This window comes from Pseudomonas sp. FSL R10-0399, assembly GCF_009600165.1.
Lineage (GTDB): Bacteria > Pseudomonadota > Gammaproteobacteria > Pseudomonadales > Pseudomonadaceae > Aquipseudomonas > Aquipseudomonas helleri.
Genome location: NZ_WIWK01000045.1, coordinates 1 through 25,169, shown reverse-complemented (window position 1 = coordinate 25,169; position 25,169 = coordinate 1). Strand labels below are relative to the sequence as shown.

General features: G+C 55.3%; 24 protein-coding genes. 12 read left to right on the top strand and 12 right to left on the bottom strand.

The window, feature by feature from the left end; genetic code table 11:
• Positions 1–92 precede the first annotated feature (92 nt).
• Positions 93–1,013, top strand: a complete 921-nt coding sequence (locus GHO41_RS14670; protein WP_153433974.1) for a LysR family transcriptional regulator — start codon at positions 93–95, stop codon at positions 1,011–1,013.
• A gap of 336 nt (positions 1,014–1,349) precedes the next feature.
• Here GHO41_RS14670 and GHO41_RS14665 read toward each other — a convergent pair whose 3' ends face one another.
• The 3 genes from GHO41_RS14665 to GHO41_RS14655 all read right to left on the bottom strand — a co-directional run bounded on the left by GHO41_RS14665 (position 1,350) and on the right by GHO41_RS14655 (position 3,974).
• Positions 1,350–1,778 carry a hypothetical protein gene (locus tag GHO41_RS14665; RefSeq protein WP_153433973.1) on the bottom strand — a complete coding sequence of 143 codons (429 nt, stop codon included), beginning with the start codon at positions 1,776–1,778 and terminating at the stop codon, positions 1,350–1,352.
• Between the two features lie 148 nt (positions 1,779–1,926).
• The gene (locus tag GHO41_RS14660; RefSeq protein WP_082148662.1) at positions 1,927–3,237 is read right to left on the bottom strand and encodes a HAMP domain-containing sensor histidine kinase; all 1,311 of its coding nucleotides are present in this window, start codon (positions 3,235–3,237) and stop codon (positions 1,927–1,929) included.
• On the bottom strand, positions 3,234–3,974 hold the full coding sequence (locus tag GHO41_RS14655; RefSeq protein ID WP_153433983.1) for a response regulator: 741 nt from the start codon (positions 3,972–3,974) through the stop codon (positions 3,234–3,236). Before GHO41_RS14655 ends, GHO41_RS14660 begins: the two co-directional genes overlap by 4 nt.
• A 305-nt stretch (positions 3,975–4,279) precedes the next feature.
• On the opposite strand from GHO41_RS14655, the gene GHO41_RS14650 reads away from it, so the two are divergent.
• The 3 genes from GHO41_RS14650 (at position 4,280) to GHO41_RS14640 (ending at position 5,926) form a co-directional block, all read left to right on the top strand.
• On the top strand, positions 4,280–4,543 hold the full coding sequence (locus GHO41_RS14650) for a DUF2790 domain-containing protein (RefSeq protein WP_048368939.1): 264 nt from the start codon (positions 4,280–4,282) through the stop codon (positions 4,541–4,543).
• 3 nt (positions 4,544–4,546) lie between these two features.
• The gene (locus tag GHO41_RS14645; protein ID WP_153433972.1) at positions 4,547–5,092 is read left to right on the top strand and encodes a thioredoxin family protein; all 546 of its coding nucleotides are present in this window, start codon (positions 4,547–4,549) and stop codon (positions 5,090–5,092) included.
• 165 nt (positions 5,093–5,257) lie between these two features.
• Entirely contained in the window at positions 5,258–5,926 is a 669-nt protein-coding gene (locus GHO41_RS14640; RefSeq protein ID WP_153433971.1) for a glycoside hydrolase family 19 protein, read from the top strand.
• A gap of 87 nt (positions 5,927–6,013) precedes the next feature.
• Here GHO41_RS14640 and ppnN read toward each other — a convergent pair whose 3' ends face one another.
• From ppnN to csrA, 3 genes are all read right to left on the bottom strand, one after another.
• Positions 6,014–7,387 carry a nucleotide 5'-monophosphate nucleosidase PpnN gene (gene ppnN / locus GHO41_RS14635; protein WP_153433970.1) on the bottom strand — a complete coding sequence of 458 codons (1,374 nt, stop codon included), beginning with the start codon at positions 7,385–7,387 and terminating at the stop codon, positions 6,014–6,016.
• 395 nt (positions 7,388–7,782) lie between these two features.
• The gene (locus GHO41_RS14630; RefSeq protein WP_048368942.1) at positions 7,783–8,319 is read right to left on the bottom strand and encodes a DUF1269 domain-containing protein; all 537 of its coding nucleotides are present in this window, start codon (positions 8,317–8,319) and stop codon (positions 7,783–7,785) included.
• A 281-nt stretch (positions 8,320–8,600) separates the two neighbouring features.
• Positions 8,601–8,795, bottom strand: a complete 195-nt coding sequence (gene csrA / locus GHO41_RS14625; RefSeq protein WP_048368943.1) for a carbon storage regulator CsrA — start codon at positions 8,793–8,795, stop codon at positions 8,601–8,603.
• 252 nt (positions 8,796–9,047) lie between these two features.
• On the opposite strand from csrA, the gene GHO41_RS14620 reads away from it, so the two are divergent.
• Positions 9,048–9,404: a hypothetical protein gene (locus tag GHO41_RS14620; RefSeq protein WP_048368944.1), complete on the top strand. Its 357-nt coding sequence runs from the start codon at positions 9,048–9,050 to the stop codon at positions 9,402–9,404.
• A 191-nt stretch (positions 9,405–9,595) separates the two neighbouring features.
• Here GHO41_RS14620 and GHO41_RS14615 read toward each other — a convergent pair whose 3' ends face one another.
• The gene (locus GHO41_RS14615) at positions 9,596–9,880 is read right to left on the bottom strand and encodes a helix-turn-helix transcriptional regulator (RefSeq protein WP_153433969.1); all 285 of its coding nucleotides are present in this window, start codon (positions 9,878–9,880) and stop codon (positions 9,596–9,598) included.
• 308 nt (positions 9,881–10,188) lie between these two features.
• Here GHO41_RS14615 and GHO41_RS14610 point away from each other — a divergent pair, with 308 nt between their 5' ends.
• Positions 10,189–10,809 (top strand): TetR/AcrR family transcriptional regulator, encoded by a 621-nt coding sequence (locus tag GHO41_RS14610; RefSeq protein WP_048368946.1) that lies wholly within the window; start codon positions 10,189–10,191, stop codon positions 10,807–10,809.
• Positions 10,810–10,902: 93 nt separating this feature from the next.
• On the opposite strand, the gene preA is transcribed toward GHO41_RS14610, so the two are convergent.
• From preA to hydA, 3 genes are read right to left on the bottom strand one after another with little or no spacing between them, the layout of a single operon-like run.
• Positions 10,903–12,177, bottom strand: coding sequence for an NAD-dependent dihydropyrimidine dehydrogenase subunit PreA (gene preA, locus GHO41_RS14605; RefSeq protein ID WP_153433968.1), 1,275 nt, complete (start codon positions 12,175–12,177; stop codon positions 10,903–10,905).
• Complete coding sequence (locus GHO41_RS14600) at positions 12,178–13,545, bottom strand: NAD(P)-dependent oxidoreductase (protein ID WP_371928928.1); 1,368 nt, start codon at positions 13,543–13,545, stop codon at positions 12,178–12,180.
• 57 nt (positions 13,546–13,602) lie between these two features.
• Positions 13,603–15,042, bottom strand: a complete 1,440-nt coding sequence (gene hydA / locus GHO41_RS14595; RefSeq protein ID WP_048368949.1) for a dihydropyrimidinase — start codon at positions 15,040–15,042, stop codon at positions 13,603–13,605.
• Between the two features lie 592 nt (positions 15,043–15,634).
• Between hydA and GHO41_RS14590 the strand changes: the two genes are divergently transcribed.
• The 6 genes from GHO41_RS14590 to GHO41_RS14565 all read left to right on the top strand — a co-directional run bounded on the left by GHO41_RS14590 (position 15,635) and on the right by GHO41_RS14565 (position 22,639).
• Positions 15,635–17,122: an NCS1 family nucleobase:cation symporter-1 gene (locus tag GHO41_RS14590; protein ID WP_153327464.1), complete on the top strand. Its 1,488-nt coding sequence runs from the start codon at positions 15,635–15,637 to the stop codon at positions 17,120–17,122.
• A gap of 30 nt (positions 17,123–17,152) precedes the next feature.
• Positions 17,153–18,427 (top strand): Zn-dependent hydrolase, encoded by a 1,275-nt coding sequence (locus GHO41_RS14585; protein WP_153327452.1) that lies wholly within the window; start codon positions 17,153–17,155, stop codon positions 18,425–18,427.
• A gap of 464 nt (positions 18,428–18,891) precedes the next feature.
• Complete coding sequence (locus tag GHO41_RS14580; protein ID WP_153433967.1) at positions 18,892–19,842, top strand: cysteine synthase family protein; 951 nt, start codon at positions 18,892–18,894, stop codon at positions 19,840–19,842.
• Positions 19,839–20,423: a phosphoribosyltransferase family protein gene (locus GHO41_RS14575; RefSeq protein WP_153433966.1), complete on the top strand. Its 585-nt coding sequence runs from the start codon at positions 19,839–19,841 to the stop codon at positions 20,421–20,423. Before GHO41_RS14580 ends, GHO41_RS14575 begins: the two co-directional genes overlap by 4 nt.
• 46 nt (positions 20,424–20,469) lie before the next feature.
• Positions 20,470–21,390 (top strand): EamA family transporter, encoded by a 921-nt coding sequence (locus tag GHO41_RS14570; protein WP_153433965.1) that lies wholly within the window; start codon positions 20,470–20,472, stop codon positions 21,388–21,390.
• A gap of 1 nt (position 21,391) precedes the next feature.
• Positions 21,392–22,639 (top strand): ATP-grasp domain-containing protein, encoded by a 1,248-nt coding sequence (locus tag GHO41_RS14565; RefSeq protein WP_153433964.1) that lies wholly within the window; start codon positions 21,392–21,394, stop codon positions 22,637–22,639.
• A gap of 64 nt (positions 22,640–22,703) precedes the next feature.
• Here GHO41_RS14565 and GHO41_RS14560 read toward each other — a convergent pair whose 3' ends face one another.
• Both GHO41_RS14560 and GHO41_RS14555 read right to left on the bottom strand, forming a co-directional pair.
• A complete protein-coding gene (locus tag GHO41_RS14560; RefSeq protein ID WP_153433963.1) occupies positions 22,704–24,122 on the bottom strand; it encodes an efflux transporter outer membrane subunit in 1,419 nt (472 codons plus the stop codon).
• On the bottom strand, positions 24,106–25,169 hold a 1,064-nt coding region (locus GHO41_RS14555; protein WP_153433962.1), incomplete at its 5' end, for an efflux RND transporter periplasmic adaptor subunit. The genes GHO41_RS14560 and GHO41_RS14555, both read right to left, overlap by 17 nt.

Here is a 25,169-nt window from a genome sequence, read left to right as displayed (position 1 = left end):
GCATTTGGCAGGCTTTGGCATTGTGCAAATACCGCTCTCCAAGCCAAAGGTTTAGAGTGGTGCCCAGGTTTGGATCGGGCGAGCACGGCGTTATGAATATTCGATTTCTGCAGACCTTCGTTTGGGTCGCACGGCTTGGCAGTTTTCGCCTGACCGCAGAGAAGCTTTCAACCACCCAGGCGGCGGTTTCCAGTCGCATTTCAGTGCTTGAAAACGAGCTTGGGGTGCAGTTGTTTCAGCGTGATTCGCGGGGGGTGAGCCTCACGCGCGAAGGTCAGAAGGTGTTGGGCTATGCCGAACAGATGCTCGCGACCCAGCAGCGTTTGTTGCAATCGCTCGGCCAGACAGACAGCTTCGCCGGGCGCTTGCGCATCGGGGTCATGGACACGGTGATCCACAGTTGGCTCAGCGATCTGATCAGCGCCATAAGCCGCGATTACCCTCAGGTTGAAGTCGAGTTGACGGCGGATACGGCGTTAAATCTCAACGAGCAACTGCTCAAGGGGCATCTGGACCTTATTTTTCAAACTGATCTGGTGCGTGCCGACGGGGTGCGCAATGTACAACTGGCCAGCTACCCGCTGAGCTGGGTCGTGTCCAAGGGCAGCCCGCTTGATCGCCGCTATGCAAGCCTTGCAGACCTCTGTCAGGAACGCTTGCTGACCTTTTCGCGGTTATCGCGGCCACATCAAGACATGCTTAATTTCCTGCACCAGCAAGGCATTGCGACGCCCAGGGTCAGTTGCATCAACTCAGTGGCGGCGATCATCAAACTGGTGGCTGACGGCTTTGGCATAGGCGCGCTGCCACCGGTGCTGGTCAGCCGTGAACTGCACAGCCAAGCCTTGGTTGCGTTGCCCATGGAGGCTCCACCAGGGTTTGCGGTGTTTGCCTGTTGGCGCGTCGGAGCAGGGCTGGAATTGAACGAAGCTGTGGTCAATTTGTGTCAGCGTGTGGTCGCGGATTATCAGCGCAGCGTGTCGCACGACCATTTTGTATTGCCTGGCAACTGATACGTATTTTTTCGCCATATCTGCGTCTGTTATGAGTGCAGATCAAAGCGCACAATTCCCATCAACCTCTCGAGACAGGCAAGAGCGTGAGAGCCAAGCAATACTCACCTTTTTGCCGCCCGATGTGCTGCACCTGTTTTATTACGTAGGTTTGACGGGGAAATGTGATGGGTAAGATGGCGTGGTTTTTAGGCGGTTTTTTAATACTGACCATCGGTATCGGTATTTTGGCGACCATTCCGCCGGGTTGATCAGATGTTTCCACTCAGATGCGGGCATACCTGTGTTGCCCGCTCTGCCAATCACACTTCGACGACGCCCGCAGGTTGAATGCGTTTATTCGATCGTAAAATCGACCGCGTAGTTATAGGGGTAGACGTCTGAGTGCTGTCTTAACCGGGAATTGCAATCTCCTGGGCCGATGACGCTATGAGTCCAGAAGTAATTAACTCTTGGCGACTGATGAAGATACGACTTTTCATAGGCGTATAAGAAGCTGGTTTCAAACTGCAGTATTTCATTGCCAATGCTGTAGGCGAACCGGGTTTCAAAGAAGGGTTTTTTGACACCGTATTCAATCAATATGTCGCCCTTGAAGTGGGGGGCTGCATGGAATTGGAAAACATTTCTGCTGTGGGCGGAAAACTCAGGAGGGAAGCTTCCCTCTCTGCCGCTGTGGGTGCCTTCTATTCTTTTTAGTTCATGCGCTGTGTTGTTGATAACGCGCAAGTTAACTATCAGTGTGTCGGTGAATTTGCTATTCATTTTTGAGATCCTTCTCATTGGGTGAATAGCTGAAGATTAGAGCCTTAACTTAGGTGTTGCTGGTGTCACCGTCTTTTCATTGATGCCGATAGTTCGTTTTTTAAGGTAAGAATCATCTTGGTTGTTTCTCAGGCAGATGCAGCTTTTTCTAGTACGAGCTTTTGGGCAGCAAGAGTTCTGCACACAGTCCGCCCCCTTCGCGGTTGCTGAGGCCAAGCGAGCCCCCCAAGGCAATTGCCAATTGCTGGGCTATCGCCAGCCCGAGCCCGGTGCCGCCCGTGTCGCGATTGCGTGAGCTCTCAACCCGGTAGAACGGCTTCAACACTTCGCGCAGCTCTTCGGCTGAAATACCCGGCCCGCGATCAAGCACTTTGATTGATACGTTGCCGTTGGCTTCAGCGCTGACGACCAACTCGGCCGCTCCAGAAAACTTCAAGGCATTGTCCAGCAAGTTGATCAGTACCCGGCGCAGGGCGTGGGGGCGGGTTTCGATGGGGGAGCCATAGCTGCCACTGCTGTTAACCGCCTTGCCCACGTCTTGATAGTCGAACACAATGCTGTCGACAAAGGCATCCAGGTCAAGCTTGCAGTTGGCCTCGGTTGAGCCGTGCACGCTGCGGGCGTAGGCCACACCCTCGCGGACCAGATGTTCCATTTCCCCCAGATCACTCAGCAGTTTGTCGCGCTCGATCGAGTCGTCCATAAACTCGGCGCGCAGTTTCATGCGAGTAATGGGGGTCTGCAAATCGTGGGAAATGGCCGCGAGAATTTGCATGCGCTCTTTGAGGTAGTCTGCGATGCGCTGCTGCATGGCATTAAAAGCCACGGCGGCATGGGCGACCTCGGTCGGGCCGCTTTCGTCCAGATGCTGGATGCGGGCATTCGGGTCCAGGCTTTCTACCGCCCGCGACAGCCGGCTGAGCGGGCGTATCGCCAGCCTCACCGCCATCCAGGTGCAACCCAGCAGCAGCGCCAGTTGCAGCACCAAAACTACCGGTAGCCACAGGGCCACGGGAATGTCGGCCGGGCGCACGTCAATGGTCACGGGGTTGCCGTCAGCCAGTTGCAAAAAGACCTGATAGTGCGGGCGCACGCCGGGGATGTCGGCAAAGGTCAGGGCGTAATGTTGGCCCAGCGTGTCTTTGATCGAGGAGGCCGACATGGGCGGGTCTGCAGTGTCCATGGGCACACCGCTGTCACCTTTGGTCAGCAGGTACTGGTAATGCTCCCGATTCAGGCGCGATAGCCAGGCCTGACGCTCTTCGGCGGGCAGGCGGTCCAGGATGGCAACGGACGTTGAAATGTCGTTTTCCATGTTGTTGAGCATGGTCGAACGGGCGCTCAAATAGCGCTCATAGAACTGCACGCTGAACGACAGACCATTTGCCAGCAGCAGACTTACCAGAAAGATCAGCGACAATTGCGACGCCAGGGTCTTGGGCCAGCGCAGCCATTTCATAGTGATGCACCGAGCATTTTCACGGGCAGTGAGAACACATAGCCTTCACTGCGCACTGTTTTGATACAGGCCGGTTCGCGGGCATCATCGAGCAAGCGTTGACGCAAACGACTGACCAGCAGGTCGATGGATCGATCAAACAAGTCGGCATCACGGCCCTGTGTCAGGTTGAGCAATTGATCGCGGCTGAGGACCCGCTGAGGATGGTCAAGAAACACCCGCAGCAGGCGGTATTCGGCGCCACTGAGGGCGACCATGGTGTCGTCCTCATCCAGTAAATGGCGGGCGCTGGTGTCCAGCCGCCAACGACCAAAAGCCAACAAGCTGCCACTGTCGGTGACCTGCAAGTTGGGTGGCAACATGCGCGTACGCCTTAAAACGGCGTTGATCCTTGCGAGCAGTTCACGGGCAGCGAAAGGTTTGACCAGGTAGTCGTCGGCGCCCATTTCGAGGCCGATAATGCGGTCGGTTTCGTCACTGCGTGCTGTCAGCATTAATACCGGCGTGGCCTTGTGCTTGCCGGCGCGCAGTTCGCGGCACAGCAACAAGCCATCATCACCGGGCATCATGATGTCCAGCACAATCAGGTCGACAGGTGTGTTTTCCAGAAAGCTGCGCATTTGCCTGCCATCGGCAACGACAGTGGTGCGCAGACCGTTCTTTTTCAGGTAATTGCCCACCAGTTCGCGAATCTCACGATCATCGTCAACGATCAGGATGTGATCGACATGCTCCATGGCTTTAATCTCTCGCGGGTGGTTGGTGAGGCGCATCATAGCCAGAGACCGCGCTCTTGCCTGCAGGCCTTTGTATTTCAGTGTATCTGAGGTTTTACAGATACATCCTGAGGCAAAATTCTTCAGGCCGCTCCCACCCGGCCTTGGCCTGGAATGTATCGCTGTGTATCTGCACGCCCTCCAGATACGCAAAGAGTCATCGAGGCCGATTCTCGACACATTCGCGATACCTCACGGGCTTTGAATAGGACCCATCGAGATACCAAGCCTCGATGACTCTTAACCAAGACTGTGAGGAACTGATCATGAACATTAAAGCTACCTGTGCTGCCGGTGTGTTTGCCGCGTTAAGCCTGTTTGCCCTGGGTGCCCAGGCTCAAGAAATGCCCGTTGCGCAAAACTACACCTACGGCACGCATCTGGATGTGAAGAAGGTGCTGGCCATCACTGAAGACCCAGGTTACGACTGCCAGGTGGTCAAATCGCACATGACCTACCTTGACTCCAAGGGGCAAACCCAGCAACTCAACTACCTGAAAGTTTCGCAAAACTGCAACGAGGGCGGCTAGTCCATGACTGGCAAGTTTGCAGGTGTTGGCCGGGCAGCGCGTTGGCTGGCGTTGCTGGGTGCGATGGCCGCGAGTGGAGGAGCGTTCGCGGCCCAAGAAGGCGGTGTGCCTATGCCGGCGTTGTCCGGCGCCGTTGAATGGCTCAACTCACCGCCGCTGACACGCGAGTCGTTGCGCGGCAAAGTGGTGCTGGTGGATTTCTGGACCTATGGCTGTATTAACTGTCAGCGCGGTCTGCCTTATGTCAACGCATGGGCAAAAAAGTACGCCAAAGAAGGGCTGGTGGTGATTGGCGTGCATACGCCTGAGTATGAAGAAGAGCGAGTGGTCGAAAACGTACGCCAGCAGGTGGAGAAGTTGGGTATTGAATACCCGGTTGCAATCGACAATAACAGCGTAATCTGGCGCGCCTTTGATAACCAGTATTGGCCTGCCCACTATTTTGTTGATGCTAAAGGCCAAGTGCGGGCCACGCATTTTGGCGAAGGTATGTATCAACAGCAGGAACAATTTATTCAGCGTTTACTTGCCGAGAGTCATGAGCAGTGATGGGGCACCTGAGTGCTGGGTTTGAACGGCATATGTCAGTTTATTCTGTGATGTAGGTGGGTAAGTTCGACTTGAGTGATAAATGGCGGTTTTATTGTGCGTAAAGTGCTTCACTTTTTATTTATCAATAATTAAGAGTGAAGTGTGATGTTGAACCGAGAAATAATGTTGAAGTTATTCCCCAAGAGTGCACGGCACGTTGATAGCTATTTACCGCTGATGCATGGCGTAATTGAACGATGCCAGATTAATACCCCGCAGCGGATAGCCGCTTTTCTATCCCAAGTGGGGCACGAAAGTGCCGGTTTCACGGTGCTTGTCGAGAACCTAAATTACAGCGCAGATGGTTTGGCCATGACCTGGGGCACGCGTTTTGCCTTGAAGGACTCTGCGGGTAAATACGTGATGGTCAAGGACGGTAGCCGCTTGCGGCGTATGCCCAATAGCGATGCGCAATTGTTGCATCGCAAGCCTGAGGCTATTGCCAATCGGGTTTACAGTGATCGCTTGGGCAATGGCTCCGAGACGTCGGGGGAGGGCTGGCTCTATCGCGGTCGGGGTTTGATTCAAGTCACCGGCAAGAGCAACTATCGCGCCTGTAGCCTTGCGCTGTTTGCAGATGAGCGCTTGCTCGCGACGCCCCACTTGCTTGAAGACTGGCAATGGGCGGTGGCGAGTGCGGGTTGGTATTGGCAGGCACGCGGTATTAATAAGTGGGCTGATGGCGATGATTTTGCATCGGTCACCAAGGCGGTCAATGGTGGTCTGAATGGGCATGCCGAGCGCTTGGCGGTTTACCGCGAGGCGCTGCATTTATTGGCGGTGCACCCGTGATGCAGCACTTGCTGATCGACGGACTCAAGGGGCTGTTGAGCTTTCACAGCTGACGCCATGAAACCTCAACAGGCCAAGGGTGGCGCCTTAACTGACGACGCGATAGCAGGGTACGTAAGCGGCGCCGCCTGGCAGCTTCATGCGGTGTTGTTTAACGAAGGCATGCAGCAGTTTGTCCAGCGGTTTCATGATCGCGGCGTCACCGTGAATCTCATACGGGCCGTGCTTTTCGATCAGGTGAATGCCTTTTTCTTTGACGTTGCCGGCCACGATCCCGGAGAAAGCCTGGCGCAGGTTGATGGCCAGTTCATGGGATGGCAGGCCGCTGCGCAATTGCAGGTTGGCCATGTTGGCATGGGTCGGGTCGAATGGACGCTGGAATCCTTCATCGATTTTCAGCAACCAGTTGAAGTGGAACGCGTCATTGCGCTCGCGGCGGAACTGCTTCACCTCTTTAAGCCCTGCGGTCATTTGGCGGGCCACTTCAGGCGGGTTGTCGATGATGATCTGGTAGTGCTGTTGTGCCGCCTCGCCCAGGGTGGCGCCGACAAACTCGTGCAGCTGTTGCAGGTAAGGTTCGGCTTCTTTGGGGCCCGTCAGAATGACCGGGAAGGGCACGTCCTTGTTCTCCGGGTGCATCAGAATCCCGAGCAGGTACAAAAACTCTTCAGCCGTGCCCGCACCGCCCGGGAAGATGATGATGCCGTGCCCTACACGCACAAACGCTTCGAGGCGTTTTTCAATGTCGGGCAGAATCACCAGTTCGTTAACGATTGGGTTAGGGGCTTCGGCGGCGATGATGCCGGGCTCTGTCAGGCCCAAGTAACGTCCCCCCACCAGGCGTTGCTTGGCGTGTGAAATGGTGGCGCCCTTCATCGGGCCTTTCATCACGCCGGGGCCACAGCCGGTGCAGATGTCCAGGCTGCGCAAGCCCAGTTCATGGCCGACTTTTTTGGTGTATTTGTACTCTTCGGTGTTGATCGAGTGGCCGCCCCAGCACACCACGATCTTGGGGTCTACACCTGGGCGCAGGGTGCGGGCGTTGCGCAGAAAATGGAAGACGTAGTCAGTGATGCCGGCTGAAGAACTCAGGTCAATGCGTGTACTTTCAAGACCGCTTTCGGTGTAGACAATGTCGCGCAGGGCACTGAACAGCATCTCTCGGGTACTGGCGATCATTTCGCCGTCGACAAAGGCATCGGCCGGTGCATTCAGCAGTTCAAGGCGAACACCACGGTCTTGCTGGTGAATCCGGACTTCGAAATCCTTATAGGCTTCAAGAATGGTTTTGGCGTTGTCGACATGAGCACCGGTGTTGAGGATAGCCAGTACGCATTGGCGGAACAGTGTGTAACTGCTGCCTGAGCCGACTTCGCTCAGTTGTTGCACTTCACGTTGCGAGAGCGTCTCCAGGCTGCCTTTCGGGCTGACCGAAGCATTGATGACTTGTCTTTGAACCATTGTGGGCTTCCTGTGAGCGGGATCAAAAATGGCGTGGCGCAGCTTTATGAGTTCATATCAGCACTTCGCATTGGCCGAGCGAGAGGTCCCAACTCTTACGTCTTTGGATTCATTCGATTAAAGCATAGTGCCTCTGTGCAGGCATGTCGCAGAGCGATCCACCTTACGCGGGTCGCGTTGGCTACAGTAACACCGCGCACGCAGAAGACCAGCTATCGATCGGCTAACTTTAGCCGAGGTCTCTGAGCAATTACGGTGTCTGCAAGGGGCGGTCAACGGTAGGGCCAGGGCACGGTTTTAAGCGGGGATTTACAGGCATGGATGCGCAGATCCAGGGTTTCGACTGCCCGGCAAGAGCAGTCGAAACGTCGACACGGCGGTGTCGTTTTTAACGGTCAGGCAGCCGGTTGGGCCTGCACATGATGGGACAGTGCTTCCTGAAGTTTTTTCTCTTGCTCAGGGGACAACGAGGTGCGCAGAACCTTGCCCTCGAAGCCTGCTTTTTGCAGTTCTTCCAGCACTCTCTCCGGTTGGTATTTGCGCAACAGCACAAACAGCGCCGAAGAGTTGTTCGGAATGGTTTCGCCCAGATTCTTGATGAACTTGTCGTCGATCCCGTAATCGCTCAACGAGCCAGACAGTGCACCGGCGCCAGCGCCCAGGGCGCCACCAATGGCAAAACCGGCCAGCGGGTTGAGAAACAGCAGGCCAACCAGTGCGCCCCAAAGCCCACCAGTGACCAGGCCCGAGGTGGCGCCAATAGCGGTCAGGTTGACGCTTTGTTTGACGTGGAGCTTGCCTTCACCGTTACGCGTAACAATGACCGAGTCTTCGAGCTCAACCAGATATTCTTTGCTCAACGACACCAGCTCGGTGAGCGCGCGGTCGGCGGTTTGGGTGTCTGAAAATCCCACTACGATTAGATCGGACATGTCTTTCATTCCTTGACAATACAGGTCCAGCCCAGAGGGGCTGATATTAAAAGGAGTCGCTCAGTCGCCATGATGCAGGGGCATCGTGGCCGCAGTGATTCAGAGAATTTGAGTCTTCTGCGAGGATAGAGCGTGGTCGCAAACCTGGATATGTCAAGTCAGCAGCGCGTCACTGCCAGCAATCACGGGGCATGATTGCGGAAAAAACGGGGATGGTTTCAATCGTGGAGGGCTGGCTAGGCAGCCCTGACACTCACTCCAAGGGCTGATACCTCGGAGGATTAAGACTGGTTGCCTTTGTCCGATGCATTCAGACCTGCCTGGATGCGTTGATAGATTTCTTCGCGGTGTACTGCGACGTCTTTCGGCGCGTTGATGCCGATTCTGACCTGCTGCCCGCTGACTCCTAAAATAGTGATCGTAATATCGTCACCGATGTTTATGCTTTCACCAACTTTACGGGTGAGTATCAGCATTTTTTTCTCCTTGATGGCTTTGTAAGGCACGTCTCTGAGACGGTGCGGCTTCGGTCATGGCTACAGAATACTGCTAAGTGCATATAAATGCGCCGCTCATTACAGACGTCATAGCCAGAGGTAAAATTCCCCGAACGAGGGAAGCTCATGCCTATGAAGCTTAAATAGGGGCGGATTTGATTTGTTCAAGGAGAGCAAAGGCCACTGCCCCAGTGATAAAATCGACCCACTCATACAGATAGGGGAAACGCAGTGCGTAAAGTCATCGTGATGACAGCAATATTGGCCTTGACGGCTTGCGGTCAGGAGTCTAACGATAAAATCGAGCAGGCTAAAGCGGCTTCTCACTCTACGGTGGTCCAGGTGCCTGTTGCTCACTGGGCGCTGGAGCTCACTGAAGGGCAGAGAGCGACGATTACGGATACCACTGGCAGGCTGCTGGATAATGGCTTTGTTCCCTACATTCTCGAAAAAGACGGTGTGCAACATTTCTTGATCGGCCCTTATGCGACCGAGGCTCAAGCCCGGGAAGTGCAAGAACAGATCAAGCTCAAACCCAAGCTCGAAGGCATTGAAACCGACGTGATAGAGCTGCCGCCTTCGCCTTGATCGACTACCTGTCAGCCATGGTTCAAGCGTAGTGCCCAACGGGCACTACGCGAATGTCGCCACCTGTTTTTTTTAAGCGTGCCCGGCGCTACCGGTCCAGGCGAGAGCAGGATTACAGCAATACGATGCCCTGATTACACGCACATTAAGCGCGTGTCGACGGCAATCTGGACATGCAAGTTGTTCAGCGTTTAGAAAGGTGTGACAAGCCCCAGGGCCGTTGCTTTGATCAACGCTGCGCTACGGCTCGAAACGCCGAATTTAAGACGAATATTGCCGAAATGAAAGTTGACCCCCGACTCCGTGCATTTGAGGATCAGCGCAATCTCCCAGGAGGTTTTGCCCTGAGCCCCCCACGCGAGCACTTCCTTTTCTTTGGGGGTGAGTTTGATAGCGTTCAGAGGGTTCTCTTTGGTCTGGGCGTCGGGCTGGAGGTATGTTGATTGTCCACTGGTCGCTGATTGAGGCTGATGCATGGCAAGACGCTCCCATAGATCAAAAAACGTAAGTGGGTTGTAGGAAGTTCCTCTCTAATCGAGAGGAAAATCCCGTAGGACTTTTCCTTGCTGTGGGCTTATTTATAAACCGTTCTGCGCTGTTTGGAACCTGTCAAAAATAACAGTCTGAACACATTTCAGAGGGTGGACCGACAGGCGAGCTTGCGCGTTGCTGTGTGCCCTGACTGACCCCTTAATCCAGGCTCAGCCCTTGCGTGCAGCGGGCAGATGGCGCAAGTTTTATCTGGACACATATCGACGAATCGTGACGAGAAGGGCCGCACGCAATGAGCAATCACAAGATCGAAATTCGTCGCAGCAATGTCGAAAAAATCCTTCTCGGAGCCGAAAAGGTCTTTGCCGAAAAAGGCTTTGCGGGCACCGCCATGGCGGATATTGCCGCTGAAGTTGAGCTGCCCCGTTCCAACTTGCACTACTACTTCAGCACCAAAACCGAGCTGTATAACGCGGTTTTGCTGGGTTTGCTGGAAGTGTGGAAACAAGATGCGCTGTGTTTTGAAACCTATGATGACCCGCGCCTGGTCCTCAGCAGTTACATTCGCGCCAAGATGACCCACTCACGTACGCGCCCCTACGGCTCGAAAGTCTGGGCAGACGAAATCATCCATGGCGCGCCCACGTTGGGGCTCACGCTGGATGCGAGTCTCTATGATTGGGCAAAAATGAAAGAAGCCAAAATCCGCCAGTGGGTGGCAGACAAACGGATATTGCCGGTAGAGCCGTCCAGCGTGTTGTTCATGATCTGGGCTTCAACCCAGCATTACGCAGACTTCGATCACCAGGTGAACATCATCAACGAGCATCAGCCCTTGAGTGACATCCAGTTCGAACGCGCCATACACAGTGTCACCAGCATCATCCTGCGCGGTATCGGGCTGGAGCCGTGAAGGATTCTTCCCCCGACCGTAGTCGCTGAGGAGCGGAGCGAGGCTGCGATCAAGGGCAAACGATCGCGAGCAAGCCCGCTCCCACAAGGGGGTTCAAGTAGCCACGTGGTACGGATTACGCGGGTCGTGGTTCCAGTCCAAGAACGGCTTGCCGGTGTTTTGCGGCACCATCTCGATACAGTTGTCTACCGGGCAGGTGATCTGGCACAGATTACATCCTACGCACTCATCATCAATCACTTCATAACGGTGCGTCCCGTCGGCCAGTTTCTGGCTGGAAATGGCCTGGTGCGAGGTGTCTTCGCAGGCGATGTGGCAACGACCACAGCCGATGCATGCTTCTTGATCGATCTTGGCGATGACTTGGTAATTTATATCCAGATATTTCCAGTCAGTGGTATTGCCCACGGCCCGACCCGAAAAGTCCTCCAGGCTCGAATAACCTTGGCTGTCCATCCAGCGCGACAAACCGTCTTTCATTTCGTCAACAATCCGAAACCCGTGGAGCATGGCCGCGGTGCACACTTGCACGGCGCCACAGCCCAGGGCGATAAATTCCGCTGCATCGCGCCAACTGCCAATGCCGCCAATCCCGCAGATCGGCAAACCTTGGGTCTGTGGGTCGCGGGCAATTTCGGCCACCATGTTCAGCGCGATCGGCTTGACGGCCGAACCGCAATACCCCCCGTGGGTACTCTGGCTGCCCACCACCGGCAGGGCGACCATGCGATCCAGGTCGACACTGGTGATCGAGTTGATCGTGTTGATCAACGACACCGCATCGGCACCGCCGCGATGGGCCGCCCGGGCGCTGAGGCGGATATCGGTGATGTTGGGCGTCAGCTTGACGATCACCGGCAGCGAGCAGTACGTCTTGCACCAGCGCGTGACCATTTCCACATACTCGGGCACTTGGCCAACGGCCGCGCCCATGCCGCGTTCCGGCATGCCGTGGGGGCATCCAAAGTTCAGCTCGATACCATCGGCGCCCGTGGCTTCAACCAGCGGCAGGATGTACTTCCAGGCTTGCTCCTCACACGGCACCATCAGCGACACAATCAGTGCGCGGTCCGGCCAGTCCTTTTTGACCTGAGTGATTTCACGCAGGTTGATTTCCAGCGAGCGGTCGGTAATCAACTCGATATTGTTGATGCCCATGACTTCACGGTTAGGCCCGAAATGCGCCGAGTAGCGTGAAGAGACGTTGACCGCTGCCGGGTCTTCGCCCAGGGTTTTCCAGACCACGCCGCCCCAGCCTGCCTCATAGGCGCGGACCACGTTATAGGCTTTGTCGGTCGGCGGCGCAGAGGCCAGCCAGAAGGGATTGGGGGCTTTGATACCGGCGAAGTTAATCGAGAGATCGGCCATTTACGCAGCCTCCTGAGTGAGCATGAGTTGGGCATGAATGGCTTGCGCGGCCAGCTTGCCGTGTTGCACCGCTTGCACGGTCAGGTCCTGGCCCAGCGAGGTGCAATCGCCACCGGCATACACGCCGGGGATGCTGGTGCGCAGGTGCTCATCCACGGTAATCCGGTCGCCTGTGCGCTGGAGTGAATGCGCCAGCGGGTCACTCAGGGTGGCTTCGTCAAAGGTTTGGCCGATGGCCTTGAACACCGCATCGGCGGCCAGCTCAAAGGTTTCGCCGGTTTTCTCCAGGCGCCCGTCTGCAAGGCGGGTGCGGGCAAAGCGCATGCCGCGAACCTGGCCTTGATCGTCGAGCAACACCTCATCGGGTTGGGCCCAGGTCATCAGGCGTACCTGATTGGCTTTGGCGATGTCCTGCTCATGGCCGGTTGCGCCCATGTCTTCTTGACCACGGCGATACACCAGGTTCACCTCGCGGGCGCCCAGACGAGCCATTTGCACGGCCATGTCGATGGCGGTATTGCCCGCGCCGAGCACGATGCAACGTTCGGCCAGTGGCAGTTGGGTCAGGTCGTCGCTTTGACGCAGCTCGCGAATGTAGTCAGTGGCAGCCAATACACCGGGCGCCTCTTCATTGGCCAGACCGAGCTGCCGACTGGCGGCCAGGCCGATGGCCAGAAAGACCGAATCAAATTGCTGGTGCAAGTCGCTCAGGCTCAGGTTGTCGCCCAAACGCTGGCCGTGGCGAACTTCGATGCCACCAATTTGCAAGACAAAATCCACTTCACGCTGAGCGAAATCGTCCACCAGTTTGTATTTGGCGATGCCGTATTCATTGAGCCCGCCGGATTTTTCCCGTGCTTCGAAAATCACCACCTCGTGCCCGTGCATCGCCAGCCGATGAGCGCAGGCCAGTCCGGCCGGACCCGCGCCAACCACGGCAATGCGCTTGCCGGTTGAGGCGGCGCGGGTGAACGGGTACTCGCTGAATTGCGCATGATCAATCGCATAGCGCTGCAACAAGCCGATCAATACCGGCGCACATTCCTGCGCGTTATTGCGCACACACGCTTGCTGGCACAGCACTTCAGTGGGGCATACGCGGGCGCAACTGCCGCCGAGAATGTTGGCCGAGAGGATTTTCTGCGCAGCGCCTTGAACGTTTTCCTGCTGGATATTGCGAATAAAAGACGGAATGTCGATGTCGCTGGGGCACGCATTTACACACGGTGCGTCGTAGCAATACAGGCAACGCGAGCTTTCCAGTTCAGCCTGACGGGCGCTGAGCGGTGGCGCCAGATCAGTGAAGTGACTGGCCAGCACCAGCGCATTTTCGTGGGGGTGCGGTAGATGATTCAGGGACTTGATCACAGGAATTGCCTCACGGTTGTGGGAAGCGTCTGCCTCTGACGGGCAGTGGTGGTGTACTCAGCGCTTTACAGCAACGGGCTGGTGATGCTCGGCGCGCTTTTTCAACAGGTCGAACACGGCGGGGTAGGCCGGGCGTTCGATATAACGCCCGGCGCCGCGTTCGGCCCGCAAATCGCCATCGGCCCAGACCACCCGGCCTTGGCTGATGGTGTGACTGGGCACCCCGCGCACGGTCTTGCCTTCGAATATGTTGAAGTCGACCTGCTGGTGGTGGGTTTTAGCGGAAATGGTGCGTGTACCCTGCGGGTCCCACAGCACCAGATCAGCATCGGCGCCGACGCGGATTGCACCTTTGCGCGGGTACAGGTTGAAAATTTTCGCGGTGTTGGTCGAGGTCAGCGCCACGAACTCCTGCATCGACAAGCGCCCGGTGTTCACGCCTTCATCCCAGAGCACGGCCATGCGGTCTTCGATACCCGCCGTGCCGTTGGGGATTTTGCTGAAGTCGTCACGCCCGGCGGCCTTTTGCTCGGCACAGAAACAGCAATGGTCGGTGGCGGTGGTGTGCAAATTGCCGGATTGAAGACCGTGCCACAGCGCTTGCTGGTGGCCCTGGGGACGGAAGGGCGGGCTCATCACATAACCTGCGGCGGTTTGCCAGTCGGGGTTTTGATACACGCTGTCGTCGAGCAGCAAGTGCCCGGCCAGCACTTCGCCGTACACCGGCTGGCCCTGGCTGCGGGCATAGGTGATTTCGTCCAGCGCTTCACGGGTCGAGACGTGCACCAGGTACAACGGCGTGCCAATGGTTTGCGCAATGCGAATGGCCCGGCTGGCGGCTTCGCCCTCAACTTGCGAAGGCCGCGACAGCGGGTGGGCTTCCGGGCCGGTGATGCCCTGTGCCAGCAGCTTGCGTTGCAAGTGATACACCAGCTCGCCGTTTTCCGCGTGCACGGTGGGCACCGCGCCCAGTTCCAGGCAGCGTTCAAAGCTTGCGACCAAGGTGTCATCGGCGGCCATGATCGCGTTTTTGTAGGCCATGAAATGTTTGAAACTGTTGATGCCGTGGTGGCTCACCAGCTCGGCCATTTCTTCGCGGACCTGTTCGCTCCACCACGTGATGGCGACATGGAAACCGTAGTCCGACGCGGACTTTTCAGCCCAGCCGCGCCACTGGTGAAAGGCCTCCAGCAACGACTGCTGAGGGTTGGGAATGACAAAGTCAATAATAGACGTTGTCCCGCCTGCCAGACCTGCTGCCGTACCACTGAAAAAGTCTTCACTGGCAACAGTGCCCATAAACGGTAATTGCATATGCGTGTGGGGATCGATACCGCCGGGCAGTAAATATTGGCCACTGCCATCCAGCACTTCACAACTGGGCGGAACTTCAAGATCAGTGCCAATTGCGCGGATTAGACCGTCTGCGCAATAAACATCAGCGCGGTAACTTTCATCATGGGTCACAAGCGTAGCGCCACGGATTAACAGCGACATACCAAGTTCCTCGCAGGCAGACCGGCTGGGGCCGGTTCTAATGTTGTTATTACGACCGTAGTACAGGATTTTATTCCTGTCACTGGTGACAGGAATAAAATCTAGTGGGTTGTTAAGGAATGAGCAAATATTATTTTCAAGTAGGTATGTGTTACTTAACTTAATGATTTATATAGATTTAATCTTGAAATCACCAAATTGGTGCGTGCTTTCACCATTTCGGCGCACTTGACAGGAATTAAATATGGGTGAAGTTTCTTATGCTAAATCAGGCGCTTGAAGTCTTCGGAGAACAGCCAGAGCCAAACAAAAATAAATAAGCGTGCACCGATATGTTTCGTTTAGTTCTATCCGGCAATGCAAACTATTCTTGATAAGGGTTTATCGGCGTGTTGTGTGCGGTTTAAAAGTGCTTATAAACCAGCGAGTTGTAAGGTGTGAACACAACTGTCCGTGAACACAATAATTAACACGGCACAGTTTTTGATTGTCGCTGCCATTACCTCACCGTCAAGGTTCGCAGGTGATTGCACAGAGAATCGCTCTGCGTCCGTGCGCAGGGTTAATCACCATAAAAAGAGAGTGAATGAGCATGCAACCGAGCAGATCCCAAGTCACCGAACGCAATGGTTTGTACGAATTGGAAGCCGGGCCTGAAGTTCTCGATAGCCCCCGGTACAACCACGACATAGCTCCCACCCGCGTGCATGAACGCACCTGGAACAAATGGCACATCACCGCGCTGTGGGTGGGCATGTCGATTTGTGTGCCGACTTACACCCTGGGCGGCGTATTGACCGCTTACTTCGGGCTGTCCGTCGGTGAGGCGCTGCTGGCGATTTTGCTGGCCAATATCGTGGTGCTGATTCCGCTGACGCTCAACGCTTTTGCAGGCACTAAATACGGCATTCCCTTTCCGGTACTGTTACGTTCCTCGTTCGGCATCCTCGGCTCCAACGTCCCATGCCTGATCCGGGCACTGGTGGCCTGTGGCTGGTTCGGGATCCAGACCTTGTTTGGCGGCCTGGCTATTCACCTGTTTCTGGGCTCGGTGTTCGAAGGCTGGAAAAGCCTGGGGGGCATCGGTGAAGTCATCGGTTTCATGTTGTTCTGGGCGCTCAACCTGTGGGTGGTACTGCGCGGTGCCGAGTCGATCAAATGGCTCGAAACCCTCTCTGCGCCGCTGTTGGTGCTGGTAGGGCTGGGCTTGCTGGTGTGGGCCTTGCCGAATGTGTCGATGACCGAACTGCTGGCCCAACCGCCGAAACGCCCTGAAGGGGCCAGCGTGTATGGCTACTTCTTTGCCGGGTTGACGGCGATGGTGGGTTTTTGGGCCACTTTGTCGTTGAATATTCCCGACTTCAGCCGCTACGCCAAAAGCCAGAAAGACCAGATCCTGGGGCAGATATTTGGCCTGCCGTTGACCATGTTCCTGTTCGCTGCCTTGGGCGTGATCATGACCGCCGCCTCGCAAAAACTGGTGGGCGTGACCGTCTCCGACCCCGTCAGCCTGATCGGCCATATTCAAAGTCCCGGCTGGGTCGCGCTGGCCATGGCGTTGATCATCATCGCCACGTTGTCGACTAACACCGCCGCCAACATCGTTTCCCCAACCAATGACTTCCAGAATATTGCGCCCAAGCTCATCAACCGCACCACGGCGGTGATCTTGACCGGGCTGGTGGGGCTGCTGCTGATGGCCCATGAGCTGCTGAAGAAACTCGGTTTGCTGGTTTCGGATGTCAGCCTCGAAACCGTGTATTCCAACTGGTTACTGGGCTACTCCAGCCTGCTGGGGCCGATTGCCGGGATCATGGTGGTCGACTATTTCATCATCCGTCAGCAAAAACTCGATCTCGCCGGGCTCTACCGCGACGGTGTGTACCCGGCCTGGAACTGGAACGGTTTTATCGCCTTCGGTGTGCCGGTGGTCTTGACCCTGATGTCGTTGGGCAGCAGCGCATTCAGCTGGTTTTATGACTACGGCTGGTTCACCGGGTCGCTGCTCGGTGCCGCGATTTACTACGGCTTGTGCCGCCTGAGCAGCCCGCAAACAGCGGCTGCCAAAAGCACGCTCTGACCCAATAAAAACTGCCTGAGGAATAACAATATGAACGCAGCACATCCCCTTCAGCAGCAAGCCACCCAGTCGATCAACGGTGAACGCCTGTGGGCGTCACTGATGGAATTGGCCAAGCTGGGCGCCACGGTCAAAGGCGGCGTGTGCCGCCTGGCCCTGACCGACCTCGACCGTCAGGCCCGGGACATCTTTGTACGCTGGTGCGAAGACGCCGGTTGCACCGTCAGCGTCGATGCCGTGGGCAATATCTTTGCCCGCCGACCGGGGCTTAACCCCGACCTGCCGCCAGTGATGACCGGCAGCCACATCGACACCCAACCTACGGGCGGCAAGTTTGATGGCTGTTTCGGTGTGCTGGCCGGGGTCGAAGTGCTGCGTACCCTCAATGATCTGAACATCCAGACCCAAGCGCCGATTGAAGTGGTGGTGTGGACCAACGAAGAAGGTTCGCGCTTTGCCCCGTGCATGATGGGCTCGGGGGTGTTTGCCGAAAAATTCACCCTGGAAGAAACTCTCGCCAAAACCGATGCCCAAGGCGTGACTGTTGGCGAAGCGTTGAATGCCATTGGCTATGCAGGCAGTCGCAAGGTCAGCGGGCATCCGGTGGGTGCTTATTTTGAGGCGCACATCGAGCAGGGGCCGATTCTGGAAGACGAACGCAAAACCATCGGTGTGGTGCTCGGGGCGCTGGGCCAAAAATGGTTCGACCTCAACCTGCGCGGCGTCGAAGCTCATGCAGGGCCAACCCCCATGCACTTGCGCAAAGACGCGCTGGTAGGCGCGGCGGCTGTGGTTGCGGCGGTCAACAAAGCCGCCCTGGGCCATCAGCCCCATGCTTGCGGCACCGTGGGTTGCCTGCAGGCTTACCCTGGCTCACGCAACGTCATCCCCGGTGAAGTGCGCATGACCCTGGACTTTCGTCACCTGCAGCCGGAACGGCTGGACTCGATGATCAGCGAAGTGCGCGAAGTGATTGAGGCAACCTGTGCCAAACATGGTTTGAGTTTTGAACTCACCCCGACGGCTGATTTCCCGCCGCTGTACTTCAACCCTGACTGCGTCAACGCGGTGCGCAATGCGGCGAGTGAGCTTGGCTTAAGCCACATGGACATCGTCAGCGGGGCAGGGCACGACGCGATCTTCCTCGCCGAACTGGGCCCGGCGGGCATGATCTTCGTGCCCTGTGAAGGTGGCATCAGCCACAACGAAATCGAAAACGCCGACCCCAAAGACCTGGCAGCGGGTTGTGCGGTGCTGCTCAAAGCCATGCTGGCAGCCTCCGAAACCGTAGCTGCCCAGCACTAACTTCCTCCCTATACACTTGGGCTCTGAAACTGCCACAGGCTGTGATCTTTTGACTTTGAAAATCTCAAGATCGCAGGTTGCGGCAGCTTCTGTGCAAGTGTGTCTCTTTACCGCGTGTCTTAATTAAATCGACTCCAGGCAACAGCCCTGAAACTAAGGCATTAAGGTAGTTGCTTCGGCGGGCTATAGACATGCTTGGTAATCGGCTGTCTTGCGATGCCGTGATCCGTGAGTTGCTTAATAGCGCTGATAATAATTCAAGTTGTTGCTGGTTATTGTTTGAGTGCGCGTCAGTGGCGCCTGATGAAGTTATGAAAACAATGAGTTAGGAGTGGCTGAAAGCTTCAGGTGTAGTCCTGTGTAGGAATTTTCAATTATATTTTATTTGTTGAGTTGTGCTGGGTGGGGTTAGCGTCTGTTTTGTAAGTCGTTTGCCTCGGTTTCGAACCAGAAAGGAAATGGCAATGAAGTTGGCTGATATTGGGAATACGCCTTTGGTGGAAGTGTCTGGATTGCTACAGAATGGCAATCGTCTTTTTTCAAAGTGTGAATACATGAATCCTTCGGGCAGCCATAAAGATAGAACCTATCTGTATATCATTAACACCATGGAGCAGCAGGGCGTCATCAAAAAAGGCATGACACTTATTGATTGTTCTACCGGTAATGGCGGGGCAGCCCTTGCATGGGTAGGCAGGGAAAAAGGCTATAAGGTGGTTGTTTTTATGCCAGAAGGCATGACTGATGAACGTAAACGGCAGATCCTCTCTTTTGGCGCGCAAATTATTGAAACACCGAAAGAAACGTTCCTGATGGGCGCGGCTATAGCAGCAGAGAAATATAGGCAGAGCCATCGGGTTGGCGAAGTTTGTTTTTTGGATCAATCCAATACTTTACTCAATAAAAGTGCATGGCATGCCTGTGGTCTGGAAATAGTCTGTGATTTGCAGAAGCAACAGGTAGTGCCAGATTTTTTTATCTGTTCTATCGGGACAGGCGGAACGTTTAGTGGCATAGCCGACAGGTTGAAGCGGGAATATAAAAATATTAAGACAGTCGGTGTTGAGGTCGATAAGTCAGCGCCTTTGTATGCCTCCCGACGCGGCGAGTTGTTTGCGCATCAGCCTCACAATCTTATGGGGATGGGGGCCGGGATGCTGTCGGTTAATACCGTGTCTGAGTTGATCGACGATGTAAGGGTCGTTGAGGGGCATGCAGCGTGGGGTCGAATGAAAACGTTTATTGCCGACTACGATTTCGGGATTGGTCCCACCTGCGGAGCAAATGTGTTGGTGTGCGAAGAAATCGCTCGTGTGGTGAAGGATAAAAATATTATCACTTTGTTTTTTGACAGCGCCTGGAAGTACAAAAGTCGATGGGAAGGTAATTATCCTGACTATCCGGAGGCACAATGAGACTGCTTAAAGATGTTTACGAGAACGCTAAAGTTGTGAGTGCCGGATCGACTTTGATTACGGTTAATGAATTCACCGATCAACTACCGGCCTTGCGACCAGAGGTGCTTTATGAAGTAGCTTATGAGGTTGTCAAGTCCATGGATTTGACTGCAGATAAAATTGTCACGGAAGAAGACAAAGGTGCACCTTTGGCTACAGCAGTATCGCTGCTGACCGGTATTCCAATGGCCATGGCGCGTTGGTATACCTACAGTCTGGACAGTGTGAACCAAGCGGTGGTTAATATTACATCTGAATATTTTGAGGGCACGTTGTACCTCAATGGTATTAATCCCGGTGATCGGGTTGTGATTGTGGATGACACCCTCAGCACTGGCGGTGCTGTTATCTCCCTTATTGAATCGATCAGGCAACGTGGCGCTGAAGTCGTTGATGTGGTTTGCGCAGTTGAAAAGGTTGAAAAAAAGGGAGCAGTTCACGTTTACAACAAGGCCGGTATTACGGTTAAAACGCTGATGAAAATACAACTGTCTGACGAGAAGGTGCAGGTATTGGGGTTTGGCGTGTTCCGCACTTGATGGCAATGGGTGCCTGGGGTCTACTATCGTCGCGTAGGTCAATTATATGCATATCAAAAGCACGGGCGTTTTGTTAGGGTTGTTATTTTGTTTTATCAGTGCTGCCTTTGATGTTTATGTGGCTTTTGTCATTCAGACGCTAAATACCCTTGTGGTCATTTTTTATTGTTTTGTTTCGTCTTCATTGCTGTTTCTCGGGTATAGCCTCTGGAAAGACCGAGTGTCATTGTTTTCTAATGTGAAGCAAGCAGGTCTGTTGGTTGTGTGGGTGAATGTAGCCGTTGTCCTTAACTGGGGAGGGCTTTTTTATGCCTTGCGCTATTTGGAACCTGCGGTCGTAGGGGTCGCATCTGTCGCCTGTGGCCCGGCAATAACCTTAGTTATTTCCAGGTTTATAAAATCGGACAGTAAAACGACACCGATCGAAGCAGTGATAGCATGCCTCGTGTTGCTGTCCGTTGTAATTATGCTCTTTCAATCTTTTGTCGGGGAAAGTGGTATTTCCTCTACGACGTTTGAACAGCGAATTGTCGGCATTACCAGTGTGGTGTTATGTGCGCTGGGGACTGTGCTGTATACCATTTCTTCTAAAAAATTATTTGCGCGCCACTGGAAGGTCGAGCAAATATTAGCGGTCAGAAATTTTTTGATAGTTACGATGTGCAGTGCGCTTATTTTTACAGACACTGTTTCGTTCAGAATCACAAATGAGTGGATAGCACCGATGTTGGTGTTGGTTGTCCTTGGTCATGTGTTGCCGATTTACTTGATTCAACAATCAATTTTTCATTTCAGCGCGCTGCATGTGTCTTTTGTATTGCTGACACTGCCAGTATTTACGCTATGGCTACAATATATGGATTCGCGTGTTGCATTCTCCATGTCGAGTGTTGTAGCGGTCGGTGTGATCGTGGCGTTGCTGTTGCTGCTATCACTTGCAAGCGTCAGAAAAAACGGTAGGGCTTAAAATGATCAATGTTTTAATAGTTGACGGGTTTTCCTCGGGTAAGTTCTTGGCGAAAAAATTGCACGAACACGGCTGCCTCTTGTGGCATCTGGCGTCCAATCCCGTGATGGATGATTATTACTACGTGGGATTTGATGTCAGTATTTATCAGAAATCAATGACGCATCTCAATATTGAATCTACATTATTTGAGCTGGAGCCGTTTGAGGTTGATGTCATCATTGCGGGTTCAGAGAGCGGCGTGCTGCTGACCGATCTATTGAATGAACGTCTCGGGTTGAGCTATGCCAATGAGGCTGCCAGTTCTTATGCGCGAAGAAATAAATATGACATGATCGACAGCATTACTCAGGCGGGTTTGTCAGCTGCCGCACAGTGCGCAGTTGATAATTGGGCTGCAGGATGCGAGTGGATTAAAACGCAAAAAAAATTTCCAATTGTTGTGAAACCGCTTCAAAGCGCAGGGGCTGATGGAGTTTATATATGTCCTGATCTCGCAGCGTGCGAGCGTGCATTCAAAGAGGTGCTAGGGACGCGAAATCGGCTCAATATCGAGAACAGGCAGGTGTTGCTGCAAGAGTATTTGCTGGGCACTGAGTATGTGGTCAATATGGTGTCTTTAGGTGGGCGGTCATTAGTGACGGAGGTTGTCAAATACCAAAAACGCCTATTAGCGTCGGGCAGAATTGTGTATGACATCGATCAATTAATTGATTCCAGTGCTGAGGTATATGCCGAATTGGTGCGTTATACCCGGCAGGTGGTTAAAAGCCTGGGAATAAAAAATGGACCGAGTCATGCTGAGGTCATGTACACAGAAACAGGCCCGGTGTTGGTCGAAATTGCGGCCCGCACGGATGGGATTCTTCGGTCCAAGGTTTGCACTGAAACGACTGGGCTGGGGCAAATTAATGCTGTCGCGCTCTCTATTGCGCACCCCAAAGAGTTCGAGCAATTGTTGGCTTCTGGTGCGGACTATAAGTTGCTCAAATACACTTACAATGTCTGCCTCATAAACACTGAAGAAGGTGTTTTCCGACAGACAGCGTTCCTCGCTGAATTGATCCGTCTGGATTCATTTTTTGAAGTGGTTTTCTATCTGGCGGATGGACAACACATCGGTATCACCAACGATGTTTTTAGCCAGCCCGGTACGGTTTATCTGGTTCATCCAGACCTTGGCCAAATTGAAAGCGACTACGCCAAAATTCGCGAAATGGAAGCTGCAGGTATTTACCGGGACATCTGAGTCTTCATACGGGCCTGCGCCGAGCCAAGCGTAAAAAACCAGGCCGACGCAGACAGGTGATACGTTACTGCTGCCCCTCCCAACCCCCCCCAAACGCGGTCAATAACCCGACACTGGCTTGCAACTGCCGGGTGCGCAGGGCTTGTACCTGGCGTTCGGCCTGCAAGGCAGCGGTTTGCGCGGTCACTACATCCAGATAGCTCACGGCGCCCGCTTCATAGCTGTTGGTGGCCAGGGTCTGGGTGTGTTGCGCCGCATTGGCTGCGGCTTGTTCGTCGAGGTTTTCCTGTTGCAGGTCACGCAATTGCGCCAGGTTGTCTTCGACTTCGCGTACAGCGCGCAATACTTGGCTGCGGTAGTGGGCAGAGGCTTCTTCGAACTCGGCCTTGGCCTGACGCTCTTGGGCGTCGAGCCTGCCGCCGTCAAAGATCGGCAAGCTGACCAGCGGGCCCAGCGCCCAAAAGTGGTTGCTCGCCGCCAACAGGTTGCCGTAGCCCTGAGTCTGCCCGCCAAACAGGCCGGTCAGGCTGAAGTCGGGGTACCAGGCGGCCTTGGCCACGCCGATTTGCGCGTTGGCGGCAAATACCCGACGCTCAGCTGCGGCGATATCGGGGCGCCGTTGCAGCAGGGTGCTGGGCAGGGCTTGCGGTGGCTGCGGCAGGTTTAAGGTGTCGCTGCGCGCGGCCAGTTGGAACTGGCTGGCGGGCACGCCCACCAGTTCGCCAATGGCGTGCTCGGTGAGGTTGCGTTGACCGCGCACATCGTCCAGTTGCGCTTCGGCCTGAGCCAATTGGTTCTGTGCGCGGGTCAGGTCCATCTCCGAGGCAATTTGCCCTTGATAGCGTGCCTTGGTCAGGTCCAGGGCCTGGCGGTAATCGTCCAGCGACTTGGACAGGATGCGGCTTTGCGCATCCAGGCCATCGAGTTGAACGTAAAGGCCGGTCAGTTGCTTCTGCAAGCTCAAGCGGGCCACCGCCAGGTCATCGGCCGAGGCCTGAACCTGCGCGTCACCGGCGGCGACCTGGTTACGGATTTTGCCCCACAGGTCCAGATCGAAGCTCAGCGCAAAGCCCGCGGTGTTGCTGTTGTACACCGATGGCTGGGTGCTGCCGCGCAACGGTCTATTGTCCGATTGGCGCTGGCGCAAGGTTTGCTCGCTGGCGGTGATTTGCGGGAACAACCCGGCATGCAACTGGCTGGCATACGCTTGCGCCGAATCGAAGTGCGCGAGGGCCGCAGCGAGGTCCGGGTTGGCGTTGAGCAAGCGCTGTTGCAGGTCGTTCAAGCGCTCATCCTGATAGGCGCGCCACCACTGTGGCGACACGCTGTCACCCGGCTGCGCACTGTGCCACGGGCCATCGCTGGTCTGTTCGCGGTAGTGCTGAGGCAGGTCCAGCACCGGCGGTTTGTACGTCGGGGCCAATGAGCAGCCTTGCAGTGCGAGCGCCAGCAGCAAGGCGCTGCGTTTAAGTTTTGGCGACATGAGGGGCTCCCGCATCGGCAAGTTTGACCGAGTCGCCGTCACGCAAAGAATCAGGCGGGTTATCGATGACGGTGTCAGTCGGTTTGAGGCCCTGATCGATCACCAGTTTGTCGCCCAGGTCCATGCCGATATGAATGTCTTGCAAGTGCACGTGGTGCGCGGTGTCCAGCACGGCCACCTGGGTGCCCTGAGCGCGGAAGATCAACGCACTGGCCGGAATGCTCACGCCATGGGTGTCTGCCGGAATCGACAGGGCTGCTTCGGCGTAGTCGCCGGGCAGCAGGGCGTCGTTGGGGTTTTGCACCACAAACTGTGCGGTCAGGGTGCCGGAACGTCGGTCAATCGAGGTCGAGTTGCCCACCAGCGTGGCGCTGAAGGTTTGCCCCGGATGCTCAGGCACATTGAGTTGCACCTGCATGTTGGGGCGAATCACGCTGGCATAGTTTTGCGGCACCGGCACGTACAGGCGCAGTTGATGGGTGTCGGCGATGTCGAACAGTTCCGGGTCGCTGTCGGTGTCAGCCTTCACCAGTTGGCCAATGTCGGTGTTGCGCGCGGTGATGGTCCCGGCGAAGGGCGCGCGGATGGTCTTGTAGTCTTCCAGTGAAGACAACCGCGCATAGTCCGCTTCGGCGGCCTGCGCGTTGGCTTTCGCCGCTGCGGCGTTGGACAGTTTCTCGTCGGCTTCCTGACGCGACACCGAATGGCTGTCCACCAGGTTTTGCCAGCGCGTCGCGGTGGTCGCGGCGAGCTTGGCGTTGGACTGCTCTTGCAGCATATGTGCGTGAGCCTGTGCCAGTTGCTGGTCAAGATCGGGGCTGTCAATCACCGCCAATACCTGACCGGCCTTGACCTTGCTGCCGATGTCGCTGGTCCAGCTTTTCAGGTAACCGTTCACACGGGCATGTATCGGCGCCTTGCTCCAGGCTTCCAGGTGCGCGGGCAGGCGCAGGGTGTCGCCGTGGGCGTTTTGCAAAGGTTGGAACACGTTGACCACGGGCAGGGCGGCGGCTTCGGTCCAACCGACCACCGCCTGCTCATGCCGGC

Bases quoted from the DNA above. Each gene is read 5' to 3' on its own strand.
- GHO41_RS14650 (WP_048368939.1), top strand. From the start codon at position 4,280: ATGAACATTAAAGCTACCTGTGCTGCCGGTGTGTTTGCCGCGTTAAGC.
- GHO41_RS14640 (WP_153433971.1), top strand. From the start codon at position 5,258: ATGTTGAAGTTATTCCCCAAGAGTGCACGGCACGTTGATAGCTATTTA.
- GHO41_RS14565 (WP_153433964.1), top strand. From the start codon at position 21,392: ATGATCAATGTTTTAATAGTTGACGGGTTTTCCTCGGGTAAGTTCTTG.
- GHO41_RS14645 (WP_153433972.1), top strand. From the start codon at position 4,547: ATGACTGGCAAGTTTGCAGGTGTTGGCCGGGCAGCGCGTTGGCTGGCG.
- GHO41_RS14560 (WP_153433963.1), bottom strand. From the start codon at position 24,122: ATGTCGCCAAAACTTAAACGCAGCGCCTTGCTGCTGGCGCTCGCACTG.
- hydA (WP_048368949.1), bottom strand. From the start codon at position 15,042: ATGTCGCTGTTAATCCGTGGCGCTACGCTTGTGACCCATGATGAAAGT.
- preA (WP_153433968.1), bottom strand. From the start codon at position 12,177: ATGGCCGATCTCTCGATTAACTTCGCCGGTATCAAAGCCCCCAATCCC.
- GHO41_RS14630 (WP_048368942.1), bottom strand. From the start codon at position 8,319: ATGTCCGATCTAATCGTAGTGGGATTTTCAGACACCCAAACCGCCGAC.
- GHO41_RS14660 (WP_082148662.1), bottom strand. From the start codon at position 3,237: ATGAAATGGCTGCGCTGGCCCAAGACCCTGGCGTCGCAATTGTCGCTG.
- ppnN (WP_153433970.1), bottom strand. From the start codon at position 7,387: ATGGTTCAAAGACAAGTCATCAATGCTTCGGTCAGCCCGAAAGGCAGC.
- GHO41_RS14585 (WP_153327452.1), top strand. From the start codon at position 17,153: ATGAACGCAGCACATCCCCTTCAGCAGCAAGCCACCCAGTCGATCAAC.
- GHO41_RS14580 (WP_153433967.1), top strand. From the start codon at position 18,892: ATGAAGTTGGCTGATATTGGGAATACGCCTTTGGTGGAAGTGTCTGGA.
- GHO41_RS14615 (WP_153433969.1), bottom strand. From the start codon at position 9,880: ATGCATCAGCCTCAATCAGCGACCAGTGGACAATCAACATACCTCCAG.
- GHO41_RS14590 (WP_153327464.1), top strand. From the start codon at position 15,635: ATGCAACCGAGCAGATCCCAAGTCACCGAACGCAATGGTTTGTACGAA.
- csrA (WP_048368943.1), bottom strand. From the start codon at position 8,795: ATGCTGATACTCACCCGTAAAGTTGGTGAAAGCATAAACATCGGTGAC.
- GHO41_RS14665 (WP_153433973.1), bottom strand. From the start codon at position 1,778: ATGAATAGCAAATTCACCGACACACTGATAGTTAACTTGCGCGTTATC.
- GHO41_RS14570 (WP_153433965.1), top strand. From the start codon at position 20,470: ATGCATATCAAAAGCACGGGCGTTTTGTTAGGGTTGTTATTTTGTTTT.
- GHO41_RS14670 (WP_153433974.1), top strand. From the start codon at position 93: ATGAATATTCGATTTCTGCAGACCTTCGTTTGGGTCGCACGGCTTGGC.
- GHO41_RS14610 (WP_048368946.1), top strand. From the start codon at position 10,189: ATGAGCAATCACAAGATCGAAATTCGTCGCAGCAATGTCGAAAAAATC.
- GHO41_RS14575 (WP_153433966.1), top strand. From the start codon at position 19,839: ATGAGACTGCTTAAAGATGTTTACGAGAACGCTAAAGTTGTGAGTGCC.
- GHO41_RS14655 (WP_153433983.1), bottom strand. From the start codon at position 3,974: ATGGAGCATGTCGATCACATCCTGATCGTTGACGATGATCGTGAGATT.